This is a genomic window from Shewanella sp. MTB7 (assembly GCF_027571385.1).
In the GTDB taxonomy this organism is placed as follows: Bacteria; Pseudomonadota; Gammaproteobacteria; order Enterobacterales; family Shewanellaceae; genus Shewanella.
Genome location: NZ_CP085636.1, coordinates 117168 through 129853 on the forward strand (window position 1 = coordinate 117168; position 12686 = coordinate 129853).

The following is a 12686-nucleotide window of genomic DNA, read 5'->3' on the forward strand; positions in this document are numbered from 1 at the left end:
AAAGGCCCCAGCAAACTGGAGCCTTTTATTAGTGAGTAATGGATAGACTAGTGGGCCTGTTCCCAGTTGTCACCTATTCCACCTTCAGCTAAGAGTTCAACATCTAAGCTAACGGCATCAGCCATCATTTTGCATACCTTAGCCTGCAGTGTTTCTGCTTTATCACTGTCGACCTCAAAGACTAATTCATCGTGTACTTGCATGATCATAGTGATCTCACCCTGGGTATCTGATTTAATCCACTGGGCGATATTGATCATCGCTTTCTTGATGATGTCAGCTGCAGTTCCCTGCATTGGTGCGTTAATCGCTGCACGTTCAGCTCCTTGTCGGCGCATGGCGTTTCTATCTTTGATCGCAGGAAGATATAATCTGCGTCCGTAGAGAGTAGAGACGTAGCCAAGATCTGCGGCTTCAGCTCGGGTGTCTTCCATATACTTGAGTACACCAGGATAGCGTTTAAAGTAGGTATCAATATACTTTTGTGCTTCGGCGCGTGGGATATCGAGCTGACGAGCGAGTCCAAAGGCTGACATACCGTAGATTAAACCGAAATTGACGGCTTTAGCACGGCGACGTTGCTCTGTGGTGACTTCGCTAAAGTTGACACCAAATACCTCTGCAGCGGTTGCTTTATGGATATCTTTGCCTTCGGCGAAAGCCGTTAATAGCCCTTTATCTTGGGATAGGTGTGCCATGATCCTCAATTCGATTTGAGAGTAATCGGCTGCCAGTACTTTTTTACCCTCTTGAGCAATAAAGGCGTGACGAATGCGTCGACCCTCTTCCGTACGAATTGGGATATTTTGTAGGTTAGGCTCACTAGAAGATAAACGACCCGTTGCTGCATTCGCTTGGTGATAGCTAGTGTGTACTCGCCCCGTTTTAGCGTTAACCATTAACGGCAGCTTGTCGGTATATGTGCTCTTCAGCTTAGCTAAGCTTCTGTGCTGTAATATGATCTTAGGCAGAGGATAGTCCAGAGCAAGTTCAACTAACACCTCTTCGGCTGTTGAAGGCGCTCCCTTAGGTGTCTTTTTAATGACGGGGTAACCGAGCTTCTCAAAGAATAGGACTTGCAGTTGTTTTGGTGAGCTTAAGTTAAAGGTTTCACCTGCTATTTCAAAAGCATCTTGCTCGAGTTTATCAATTTTAATCGCTATCTCTTGACTCTGTTGACCTAACATCATGCTATCGATCAGTACGCCTTCACGTTCAACATCAGATAAAATTTGGATTAAAGGCAACTCGATGTCGGTAAACACCGAGGCGAGTTTAGGATCTTTTTGTAATCTAGGCCAAAGGTGCTGGTGTAGTCGCAACGTAATATCGGCATCTTCTGCGGCATAGGGAGCTGCTATTTCTAGTGGGATCTGGTTGAAGGTGATCTGCTTCACCCCTTTTCCTGCTATCTCTTCAAAGCTTATTGTTTTGTGCCCTAAATATTTCAGCGCCAAATCATCCATGTTGTGTTTTGAAGCGACTGAATTAAACACATAAGATTCGAGCATAGTGTCGAAAGCAACACCTTGTAATTTGATGCCTATGTTGGCAAAAATACTGATATCATACTTAAGGTTTTGACCGACTTTTTTTAATTCTGGGTTTTCAAGCAAAGGTTTAAGTTTAGCGAGGACTTCCTCTAGATCTAGCTGCTCTGGAGCGTCGAGATAATCATGGGCTAATGGTAAATAAGCGGCTTTGCCTGCTTCAACTGCAAATGAGATACCAACCAATTTAGCGACCATATAATCAAGACTTGTGGTCTCTGTGTCTATGGAGATAAGTTCAGCTGTTGATAGTTGTTCGATCCATCTGTCTAATGCTTCATGAGTTAGAATTGTTTCATACTCTGTCGCGATCTCTTGAGCTGTGACTTGGTCTTCGTTAGCACTGTCGTCTGAGGTTCTAGCGATCCCAGTCTTGTTATCTAATACTTCAGCTAACCAACGCTTAAATTCCATCTCACCATAATACTTAATGAGGTCATCTTTATTGGCTGGAGTGATGGTTAACTCTTTCCAATTTTGCTCCATTTCAACGTCAAGTTTAATGGTAGCAAGCTCATAGGAAAGTTTGAGCATATCGCCATGTTCAGCCAGTTTGGCTGGCATAGTTTTAGACCCTCTGAAGCCTAGTGCTGGGATCTTCTCCGGTGCCGCCAATATCTGTGCGACACTACCCGCACCTGTTAGCATAGCAACCGCGGTTTTCTCACCTACACCAGGTAAACCTGGGATGTTATCGGCTTTATCACCCTGAAGTGCAAGTAGATCAATGATTAGCTCAGGCCCTACACCAAACTTTTCAGTGACCTCCGCTGGTCCCATAATAGTATTGGTCATGGTATTGATTAAGGTAACGTTCTCATCGACTAGCTGAGCCATATCTTTATCGCCAGTGCTGATCAGCACGGCGCGTCCCTCTTTGCTCGCTTGTGTTGCAATTGTTCCTATCACATCATCGGCTTCTACGCCGGATACACAAATAAGAGGCAATCCTAAAGCGCGAATGATGTTGTGTAGCGGCTCTATTTGCGTGCGCAGGTCGTCCGGCATTGGGGGACGCTGTGCTTTATAGTCTTCGTACATATCATTACGGAAGGTTTTTCCCTTTGCATCAAAAACTACCGCCATCTGATCTGGCTTATATTGATTAAGTAAACTACGCAGCATGTTGATCACGCCATATACAGCCCCGGTAGCTTCCCCTTTAGAGTTTGTTAAATGTGGTGGTGCATAATAAGCTCGATAGAGGTATGAAGAACCATCCACAAGAACGAGAGGATTTTCGGCAATTTTCGGCATAATGAGTATTCGACTTTAGTTTCGAGTGATGTTTTCGATAGTGGCGCTAGCATGCCACAGAAGGGAGTTTTCGGCCATGGGAATTTATCAATAAGCCTGTGGATAAGTCTGTGTACTAAAATAAACACCAGCCGATGTTATTAATCAATCAGTATAAATGAGGTATTTGTAAGCCATTGAATTTCAGGGGTAAAGAAAAAAAGTGTGAACTACGTTGTAGTTTCCTTATTTTGGTTTTATTTTGTGGACTTTTTTATTTAATCATTTACAACATTCTTGATTTGGCTAAATAAACAGCGCTTAATATAACTGATGCACTAACTTAGCATGAAAAATAAACTGATCAAGTTATTTGTTGCACCCTTGTTAAAACAAAAAAATATATATAGAGGAGTTTTAATGAAAAAATTGCAGCGTTAGTGGCTTGTTCAAAGGTTTTCGATAATCGAGAGGCTCATGAGTCTGTTTTAGCCATATTGTTCCTCTCGAAATGAGGGTTTTACTATTAGTGTAAGAATGGGGTTGAGGTTTTAGCGCCTTCTCTTACTGTCTATAAAACCTTGAGTAAGTCCTACCATTAATCCACCTATATGGGCACCATTAGCGATGGAGAGACCGAATAAATCGGTAAAGCCAAACACTAGCCATAACAGCATAAAGCTCATGTATGCTGGTGGAAGCTCTATACCAAGTTCGGGGCGCTTCACTCCCATAATCCAAGTGTATCCGACAACAGCGTAAACAACGCCGGATAAGCCACCGAAATTAGGTCCGTCAATGTAATACTGTAATAAATTGGGTAAGGTGCCAGCGACAATCAGTAAGATGAGCAGTGGAGCAGTACCTAGCTTATTTTCAATTTTACCTCCTAGATACCACCACCAGAGTAAGTTAAAGATGATATGCAACGCGGAGAAGTGTAGGAGTGTTGGGGTGAAAATACGCCACACTTGGCTTAGGTTGGAATCAGGTACCGCATTAAAGAAAGAGAGATATTCATAAATTGGGTTAGCAAAGCCCAGATTAAAACCGGCAAAGATGACGATGCAGATAAAAAAGATGGATAGAGTCAGTGGCCCTGCGCCCGAGATAAACTGGGTCAATAGTTGCAAAGAGGGGGCACCATAATCCATTTTTATCTGAGTATCGCCATTATCCCAAGAGGCCTGTAGGTATTTATCATCGTGGGGGTTTTGGATAAAGCGTTGAAACTCCATCGCTGCTTTGATGCTATCTTGATCTCGAACTACCGCCAGACTTACTCCCTGTTCAATGGGGATCACTTTACAATCGATTTTCTCGCCTTTAAGGTAATCGACTAGCGCTTGAGCTGCTCTTTCATTAGGTAACCTGCCAATTTCAATCATAGGTTGAACCTTATATCTGGTAAGGGAACATTAAATAGAATAGCACTCTTTGACTCAGTAGAAATAAGTATATACAGCTAATACAAAGACTAAGGGGCTAGCTTGATAGAAGTCCAGTGGTTAATAAACGAAAAATATCAACTTTCTGATTCGCGCCATGCTTGGTAACCACCATCTAAGCTGTAGACATCATCGAAGCCCTGTTCCACTAGATACAGTGCGGCGCCTTGGCTACTGATCCCGTGATAACAGACAACAATCAGAGGTTGGTCCATATCGGCCTCAGCGACAAAATCAGCAAGATTATCATTACTTAGATTGACCGAGCCCTTGATCTTCCCAGCTTCAAAGCTGGCAGCATCGCGTATGTCCGCTATTTGAATTTCTTGATCTGTTTGTGCCAATTGAATAAGTTGGTTAACACTAAGGTGTTGAAAATTAGACATGATATTTATTACTTAAGTTATTGAGTGAAAATGTAATAAGGCTGACATTGTCAGCCTTATTACTATGAGATTAGTCCCAGTTAAGAATAACCTTACCTGATTGACCTGAGCGCATAGCATCGAAGCCCTGCTGAAAGTCATCAATATGATAATGATGAGTAATAATCGGAGAGATATCGAGCCCTGATTGGATAAGACTCGCCATCTTGTACCAGGTCTCAAACATCTCACGACCGTAGATCCCTTTGATGATAAGCCCTTTGAAGATGATCTTACTCCAATCGATCGCCATTTCGCCGCCAGGAATACCTAACATGGCTATTTTCCCACCATGATTCATGGTGTCCAACATTGCGTGAAATGCAGAAGGAACACCAGACATCTCAAGGCCGACATCAAAGCCTTCGCTCATGCCAAGTTCATCCATGACATCTTTGAGATTCTCTTTTGCGACATTAACAGCACGAGTCGCGCCCATTTTTTGAGCGAGCTCAAGACGGTACTCATTGACGTCAGTTATGACCACATGACGTGCGCCAACATGACGGCAAACCGCCGCTGCCATAATACCGATAGGGCCAGCGCCTGTGATCAATACGTCTTCGCCTACCAGATCGAAAGAGAGCGCAGTGTGTACCGCATTACCAAAGGGATCGAAGATGGAAGCAAGATCATCAGATATATCATCAGGGATCTTAAAGGCATTAAATGCAGGAATGACTAAGTATTCTGCAAAGGCACCGTCACGGTTAACGCCCACTCCTGAAGTATTACGACATAGGTGAGTACGGCCAGCACGGCAGTTACGGCAGTGACCACAAGTGATGTGTCCTTCACCAGATACGCGATCACCGATCGAGAATCCTCGAACTTCTTGACCAATACCGACCACTTTACCCACATATTCATGGCCGACTACCATAGGCACCGGAATGGTGTTTTGTGACCACTCATCCCAGTTGTAGATATGGACATCAGTGCCACAGATAGCGGTTTTACGAATTTTAATCAGCAGATCGTTATGCCCCATCTCCGGTTTCGGAGCATCGACCATCCAGATCCCTACCTCAGGTTTCAGTTTGCTTAGTGCTTTCATCCCATAAACTCCTAAATGATGCCCATCTCTTTAGCGATACGAGTAAATGCCTCGATTGCTTTGTCTATCTGCGCTTTAGTATGTGCTGCAGACATTTGAGTTCTGATACGTGCTTGTCCTTTAGGGACTACAGGGAATGAGAAACCAACCACATAGATGTTCTCTTCAAGCAGTCGACTGGCAAAATCGCCAGCGAGCTTAGCATCACCGATCATAACCGGAATAATAGCGTGATCGGCACCACCTAAAGTAAAGCCTGCCTCAGTCATCTTCTCACGGAAATAACGACTGTTTTCCCATACAGCTTCGCGAAGTGCTTGACCCGACTTAAGCATCTCAAGTACATGAATCGATGCAGTCACGATTGATGGTGCTAGAGAGTTTGAGAAAAGGTAAGGGCGTGAGCGTTGACGTAACCAGTCGATAACTTCCTTTTTCGCTGATGTGAATCCACCCGATGCACCGCCAAGGGCTTTACCTAATGTGCCGGTAATGATATCGACGCGATCCATGACTTGGCAATGTTCATGGGTACCACGGCCATTTTCACCGACAAAGCCAACAGCGTGAGAGTCATCGACCATCACGAGTGCGCCGTATTGATCAGCAAGATCGCAAACGCTGTTTAGGTTCGCTATCACACCGTCCATGGAAAATACGCCATCGGTGGCGATCATGATATTGCGGGCACCAGCTTCTTTGGCTGCTTTGAGTTGAGTTTCAAGCTCGGCCATATCGTTGTTGGCATAACGGAAGCGCTTAGCCTTACACAAACGCACCCCATCAATAATAGAAGCGTGGTTAAGTGCATCAGAGACGATGGCATCTTCTGGGCCTAATAAGGTTTCGAAAAGACCGGCGTTAGCATCGAAGCATGAAGAGTAAAGAATGGTGTCTTCCATGCCCAAAAATTCGCTAAGACTTGCTTCGAGTTGTTTGTGAATGTCTTGAGTGCCACAGATAAAGCGTACTGAAGCCATACCAAAACCATGATCGCTAAGCCCTGCTTTGGCAGCATTAACGAGCTCAGGGTGATTAGCTAGACCTAGATAGTTATTGGCGCAGAAGTTCAACACTTCGCTACCATTTACTTGAATCTCAGTTTGTTGAGGAGAGACGATAATTCGTTCACTCTTGTATAAACCTTCGGCTTTTACTTGGGTAAGTTGTTGATTCATTTGATCGTAGAATGAGGTCTTTGCCACCTGAATTCTCCTTATATTAGCATTATTTTGTTTATTGGAGTGACGGTATTTTAACCTTAAACTTGCTCGGGCTTACAGCCTTTTTTGCTGGGGCTAGCTAGATTATTTAGATTAGGGGTACAGGAGAGTTCACATTAAAAAAACTAATCAATAGCAATTTAACGCTAGTTGTCAGGGAATAAGGTCCTAAGGCTTGATAATAGAGGATATTATTTAAAATAATATCCATTCAATAGAGTGAAGTGTGTTCTGGAGCGTTTACTCGGTTGGTGCGGCTGCAAGTTCTCGATAATGTTGCTCTAACCTCATGAAGGTGGTTAGCGAATCTGGTGTCGAGTAGGCCTTGGATATCATTAATATTCTAAGTAACCCTTCATATAGAGAGGACTTAGTGATCTCCATATTGCTCGAGTGAGTCTGTTTATAACCAATCCAAAAACAAACAATCATGCGGATTGTTTCAGCTAGAGGGAGAATATCTTTCTTGTCTATTGCTATTACATCATCTTGACTGAGTTTCGTTAATACATGACTGCAACGTGTGAGTACCTGCTGTTGAGCGTCTAGGTAGAGTTGCTTTAAGACTTCATCACGATTCAAGATATCAGTGAGATTGGCATACATAAACCGGAACTCCCACATGGCATAGAACATGGCATCAAAGTAACCGATAAGCAGATCAAGCGTAACGGGTTCACCTTCATAGGGTTGAAACCCCGTCTCCAGATGACTCTGGTATAAGGTAAAAATAGATCGAATGATATCCTCTTTATTACGAAAGTGATAATAGAGGTTACCAGGGCTTATCCCTAAATGGGCTGCGATATGGTTAGTGGTGATACTCCGTTCACCTTTTTCATTAAACAGCTCCAGGCTGGCATAGATTATTTTATCGCGGGTTTTCATTGTCGTCCTAATTGAATCGATGTTAAGTATTCAGGTCGATTGATACTGCCCAACATAGCCCTGATCTTGGATGAATATACCCAACCACTTCAAGGTGCCGAATTAAGCAGTCATGAAATGGTTTGAGTATACTAGCACTGACAGAATTCATCAGGCAAAATTGATTTACCCTAGTGACTAATTAAATTAGGCATAAATAGAGTGAGTCGCGAGCATAAACCGTAATGCAGCAGGGTATCTGATTAAGGTATGTTAGCATTACTCTACTAAACCGCTAATACGTTAAATAAGTATCAGATCAAATGAATCGTTCTATATATTCAGCATTACTTTACCTCTTGTTACCCTTGCTCGTTTTGTACTTAGCATTTAGATCCATAAAAAGCCCAGACTATCGACGTCGTTGGGGAGAAAGGTTTGGTCTGACTAAGTTAAAACACAGTGATCTGTTGATCCATTCTGTATCTATGGGAGAAACGTTAGCAGCGATTCCTCTCATAAAGGCGATCCAACAGCGCTATCCTCAGATGTCGATAACGGTTACGACTACGAGTCCTACAGGGTCTGCCGAGGTGGTTAAAGCCTTTGGAACGAGTGTTCAACACTGTTATTTGCCGTTTGATATCTCAATCTGTGTGGGACGTTTTTTACGTCAGGTATCACCTAAACAGATCGTTATCATGGAGACAGAGCTCTGGCCTAATCTGATCCATCAGGCATCCTCGCAAGGCATGAGGTTGATGCTAGCCAATGCAAGATTATCTGACAAATCAGCACGGCAATACAGCAAGCGAATGAAACTTATCCAGCCGATGTTACAGAGTTTAGATATCATTGCAGCGCAATCACAACAAACAGCTGATCGCTTCATTGAGTTAGGTGTCAGTCCTAGCAAAATTAACGTGTGTGGCAGTTTAAAATTTGATCTCTCGATCCCTGAGGATAAAATCACCCAAGCAAAAGCTTTGCGTCAGCAGTGGCGAGAACAGAGTGCGCCAATCTGGGTGGCGGGGAGTGTTCATCCAGGTGAATTCGACGCGATAATAGAGGCTCATAAGCGCTTATTAGCCTACAAAGCTGATGCGCTGTTGGTTATTGTCCCGCGGCATCCTGAGCAGTTTAATGCAGCAGCAGAGAAGATTGTTGCATCAGGCCTAAGCCTGGCTCGTCGTAGTCAGTGTGATGAGGTGGACTCAAGTACCCAAGTATTGCTTGGCGATACTATGGGTGAACTGTTGACCTTTTATGGCGCTGCCGATCAGGCCTTTATTGGTGGCACACTAATCAATAATGGTGGTCATAATCCATTAGAGCCTGCCGCGTTTGGTTTACCTGTCTATGTAGGCCCTAATCATTGGGATTTTGCTGAGATAACTTGCTTACTGCAAGATGCTGGAGCCTTGAAAGTGATCGCATCTGCCGATGAGTTGGCCGAAGAGTTGATTGCGAAGTTTGATGATAAGCTGATTTACCAGACTGTTAGTGAAGCCAGTTTGCGTGTCGTTGACACTAATAAGGGCGCATTGAAACAACAGTGTGAACTAGTTTGCCAACTCATTGATAGTTAACTTTTGAGGGACTCGCTCTACATTGTTGCTAGGTATTGTTTACTGGTACTAGATTGCTTTATCTCATCATTTTCATACTATAGAGGACCATATTTGTTTGAGTGTCAGAGTTTACAATGAGCCAACTTGAATCTTTTGCATCAATTTATCAAAGAGCCAGTGATCGTAAAGGTGGGGATGAAAGTCTCGAGAGCCTGTTGAGTGGCAGTTTAACTGAAGATGAAATCGGTCAGTACAAAGATGCTGAACTGCTCTCTGAAATGAGTAAAAAAGTATTTCAATCTGGGTTTGTATGGCGAATTGTTGATAATAAATGGCCAGCTTATCAGGAGGCTTTCTTTAATTTTGATCCAAGCAAAGTCTTAATGCTATCCCATGAACAGTTACAGGAGAGGGCAAGCGATCCTAATCTGATCCGTCATATGAAGAAGACGATGGCTATCTATGATAATGCGCTTATGACCCATGATATCGCACTTGAGCATGGCAGTTTAGCCGAATATATTGGTCGTTGGCCTGCTGAAGAAATCACCGAACTTTGGGCTGTACTTAAGCGTCGAGGTACACGTTTAGGTGGCAATACTGGCCCCTACTTCTTGCGGGCAATAGGCAAAGATACGTTTCTGCTAACTGGAGATGTTCAAGGTTACCTCACCTCCCATGGACTGGTGGACTTTGGTTTTAGTTCTAAGAGTGGTTTGAAGCAAACTCAAGGGGTATTTAATGCTTGGCAACAAGAGTCGGGTAGAAATCTGGCCGATATCAGTCGTGTTCTGGCTTGCAGTGTCGGTGATAATCGGATTTAAATTCTATGTTACGTGAGTAAAAAAACCAGCCCGGGTGGGCTGGTGCGAGATTGCTGAATAATTAGCAATAAATAGAGGTAGAGCTTTGTTGCAGGGTAAAACGTTTCGAACTTAAAAATTAAAAGCTTTTGCTGATGCCGACAACAAATCGGTCATCAAAAATTTCTGTCTGTGTACCATAAACCTTGTGTGTACCATCAACAGTGCTGCCGTGATACCTAAGATCAAATTTTAGGCCTGCATAGGTTTTACTTAGGCCTAAGTTCCAGTGTCCCCAACCTTCAGCACCTTCGCCATCAAGATCTTGGTAACCTACTGAACCAGATAAATTGATCCCGTTACTAAAAGCATAGCTGGGGTGAATTGCATAGTTAACCCCTTGCCAGCCATCGACACCAAACCAATCATCGAGAGTGGGTGTGACTTCCAATTGTACATTTGCTTGACCAAACTGCTTACCGACTTTAAGCCAAAGCTCGGTATAGTTCGAGTAGGAAGCGCCTGGATACAGATACGAGAAGACCATGACATCATAGGTAAAGCCGCTGTCACCAAGCTCTCCTGCTTTACCGATAAATGGTGCGGTGACGATCTCAAGATTCGGATCGGCAAATTTGATGTTAGAGGCAAAAACACCGCCGTACCAACCATCATCATTTCCCCAGCCTAACGTACCTTGTACTACGGGTACATCGCCGTCCATCGTTTCAGATTCACCACGGAAAACATAGTCAGATGCAAAAGTCAGGTTGCCATTGATGGTCCCCCCGAGTACTTGATTGCTATCTTCCGCCTGAGCCATTGATATGCCTGACAGCAATAAGCCACAGATAATTAACTTGTGTTGAAGTTTCATTTTGATGGTCATGAATGTCATCTCGTTTAAAGTATTCGTAAGCGCAAGGGCACTATAGGGAGAACTTGTGAATGACAATGATGTCTGTGATGAATCAATAGCTAATGAATGTGAAAAATTATGAACGAATTGATATTCGGAAGAGAACAGCAGGTGGTGATAATGTTTTTTCCCATTCTTACAATACTTTCAGCTGTAATCATACAAGTGAGCAACAATGATATCTGCAACAACTTAAATTTAACCATTCGTTAACATAAGGGGCTGTTTTTATGTGATAATTAGTATTGTTTTACAATTTTATTCCGCTTGCTCTTGTTGGGAAAGGCCAGTTGTGAGATAAAGTAAGGTTCAAATCTTACACAAAAATATGCTACCCATGTATAAAGCTGCAGAGTTTTCTGCTGTCAGTATATGCACCTTTGATTGGTGGCATCGATTAGGAGTTCTCATGCGGCAAATAGTGAAAATTGCCTCTGTTATTAGCGTGGCGTTATGGATAACTGCTTGTGGGCAAAAAGCGAATGAAAATCAAGGCGCGGGTGCACCTAAGAGTGTCGAAGTTAGCGTGATGGACGTTGTGTCTGGCCCTCAGTCTATTTTTGTAGAGCTCCCTGGTCGAAGTAAAGCCTATTTAGAAGCTGAGGTTCGTCCTCAAGTTTCGGGAATTATTACCGAACGTAGTTTTATCGAAGGTGGGGATGTGGAAAAGGGGCAGTCGTTATATCAAATTGATCCCGCCACTTATAAAGCTGTGGTGATAAGTGCTGAAGCTGATCTTGCCCGTGCAAATGCAAGTCTGGTATCGGCTAAAGCCAAGGCTGCACGTTCTAATGAACTGGTTAAGATTAACGCTATTAGTCAACAAGATTTCGATGATGCTGAGGCGCTATATAAAGAAGCTTTGGCCAGTGTGACGGTAGCGGAAGCTGCAATACACACAGCTAAAATCAATCTAGAATACACGCAAGTGCAAGCCCCTATTTCTGGCCATATTGGTGTGTCTAATGTGACTGCTGGTGCGTTGGTTACGGCTAACCAAACGCAAATTTTAACTAAAATTCAACAGCTAGATCCTATTAACGTGGATATCGCTCAGTCGAGTGTTCAATTGCTTCGGTTAAAAGCTAAATTGAAACAGGGTGAATTAAAAGCGACTAATAATGCTGATGTCAGTTTGGTTTTGGAAGATGGTACTACTTATCCTCAAAAAGGCTTGTTGCAGTTCTCTGAGGTGAGCGTCGATGAGAACACGGGGTCTGTGATATTAAGAGCCGAGTTTCCTAATCCTGACGGTATTTTAATGCCTGGCATGTATGTGCGCGCGCTGCTAAATACAGGCACAGATTCAGAAGCGATTTTAGTTCCTCAGAAGGCCATTACCCGTAATCCTAAAGGTCAAGCTATTGCCATGTTAGTCAATGCCCAGAACAAGGTTGAATCACGTGTAGTGACGACTGCTGAGGTGATTGATAACCAGTGGCGTATCACCAAAGGTTTAGCGGTTGGCGATAAGTTGGTTGTTGAGGGCTTGCAAAAAATTCGTGCTGGATCAACGGTTACTACGGTTCCCGCATCAGCCAATAAGCAGGTAAAACAGCCTGCTAGTCCATCTGATAAATAGGGTAA

At 43.4% G+C, this 12686-nt stretch carries 10 protein-coding genes; 3 read left to right on the forward strand and 7 right to left on the reverse strand.

The features are described 5' to 3' along the window. Positions 1 to 47 precede the first annotated feature (47 nt). From polA to HWQ47_RS00575, 6 genes are all read right to left on the reverse strand, one after another. Complete coding sequence (polA, locus tag HWQ47_RS00550) at positions 48 to 2807, reverse strand: DNA polymerase I (protein ID WP_269969279.1); 2760 nt, start codon at positions 2805 to 2807, stop codon at positions 48 to 50. Between the two features lie 530 nt (positions 2808 to 3337). Continuing rightward, a complete protein-coding gene (glpG, locus tag HWQ47_RS00555; RefSeq protein WP_269969280.1) occupies positions 3338 to 4174 on the reverse strand; it encodes a rhomboid family intramembrane serine protease GlpG in 837 nt (278 codons plus the stop codon). 137 nt (positions 4175 to 4311) lie between these two features. Next, the gene (gene glpE / locus HWQ47_RS00560) at positions 4312 to 4620 is read right to left on the reverse strand and encodes a thiosulfate sulfurtransferase GlpE (RefSeq protein ID WP_269969281.1); all 309 of its coding nucleotides are present in this window, start codon (positions 4618 to 4620) and stop codon (positions 4312 to 4314) included. Between the two features lie 70 nt (positions 4621 to 4690). Further along, positions 4691 to 5716, reverse strand: coding sequence for an L-threonine 3-dehydrogenase (tdh, locus tag HWQ47_RS00565; RefSeq protein ID WP_269969282.1), 1026 nt, complete (start codon positions 5714 to 5716; stop codon positions 4691 to 4693). 11 nt (positions 5717 to 5727) lie between these two features. Continuing rightward, on the reverse strand, positions 5728 to 6921 hold the full coding sequence (locus tag HWQ47_RS00570; protein WP_269969283.1) for a glycine C-acetyltransferase: 1194 nt from the start codon (positions 6919 to 6921) through the stop codon (positions 5728 to 5730). A gap of 258 nt (positions 6922 to 7179) precedes the next feature. Beyond that, positions 7180 to 7827: a TetR/AcrR family transcriptional regulator gene (locus HWQ47_RS00575; protein WP_269969284.1), complete on the reverse strand. Its 648-nt coding sequence runs from the start codon at positions 7825 to 7827 to the stop codon at positions 7180 to 7182. A 302-nt stretch (positions 7828 to 8129) separates the two neighbouring features. Here HWQ47_RS00575 and waaA point away from each other — a divergent pair, with 302 nt between their 5' ends. After that, on the forward strand, positions 8130 to 9395 hold the full coding sequence (gene waaA, locus HWQ47_RS00580; protein ID WP_269969285.1) for a lipid IV(A) 3-deoxy-D-manno-octulosonic acid transferase: 1266 nt from the start codon (positions 8130 to 8132) through the stop codon (positions 9393 to 9395). A 116-nt stretch (positions 9396 to 9511) separates the two neighbouring features. Further along, the gene (locus tag HWQ47_RS00585) at positions 9512 to 10201 is read left to right on the forward strand and encodes a DNA-3-methyladenine glycosylase I (protein WP_269969286.1); all 690 of its coding nucleotides are present in this window, start codon (positions 9512 to 9514) and stop codon (positions 10199 to 10201) included. Between the two features lie 118 nt (positions 10202 to 10319). Here the strand turns inward: HWQ47_RS00585 and HWQ47_RS00590 are convergent, their stop codons facing one another. Further along, entirely contained in the window at positions 10320 to 11057 is a 738-nt protein-coding gene (locus HWQ47_RS00590; protein WP_269971628.1) for a TorF family putative porin, read from the reverse strand. Between the two features lie 451 nt (positions 11058 to 11508). Here HWQ47_RS00590 and HWQ47_RS00595 point away from each other — a divergent pair, with 451 nt between their 5' ends. After that, positions 11509 to 12681, forward strand: coding sequence for an efflux RND transporter periplasmic adaptor subunit (locus HWQ47_RS00595; protein WP_269969287.1), 1173 nt, complete (start codon positions 11509 to 11511; stop codon positions 12679 to 12681). Positions 12682 to 12686 lie beyond the last annotated feature (5 nt).

Bases quoted from the DNA above. Each gene is read 5' to 3' on its own strand.
- HWQ47_RS00590 (WP_269971628.1), bottom strand. From the start codon at position 11,057: ATGAAACTTCAACACAAGTTAATTATCTGTGGCTTATTGCTGTCAGGC.
- waaA (WP_269969285.1), top strand. From the start codon at position 8,130: ATGAATCGTTCTATATATTCAGCATTACTTTACCTCTTGTTACCCTTG.
- HWQ47_RS00585 (WP_269969286.1), top strand. From the start codon at position 9,512: ATGAGCCAACTTGAATCTTTTGCATCAATTTATCAAAGAGCCAGTGAT.
- HWQ47_RS00595 (WP_269969287.1), top strand. From the start codon at position 11,509: ATGCGGCAAATAGTGAAAATTGCCTCTGTTATTAGCGTGGCGTTATGG.
- HWQ47_RS00575 (WP_269969284.1), bottom strand. From the start codon at position 7,827: ATGAAAACCCGCGATAAAATAATCTATGCCAGCCTGGAGCTGTTTAAT.
- glpG (WP_269969280.1), bottom strand. From the start codon at position 4,174: ATGATTGAAATTGGCAGGTTACCTAATGAAAGAGCAGCTCAAGCGCTA.
- polA (WP_269969279.1), bottom strand. From the start codon at position 2,807: ATGCCGAAAATTGCCGAAAATCCTCTCGTTCTTGTGGATGGTTCTTCA.
- tdh (WP_269969282.1), bottom strand. From the start codon at position 5,716: ATGAAAGCACTAAGCAAACTGAAACCTGAGGTAGGGATCTGGATGGTC.
- glpE (WP_269969281.1), bottom strand. From the start codon at position 4,620: ATGTCTAATTTTCAACACCTTAGTGTTAACCAACTTATTCAATTGGCA.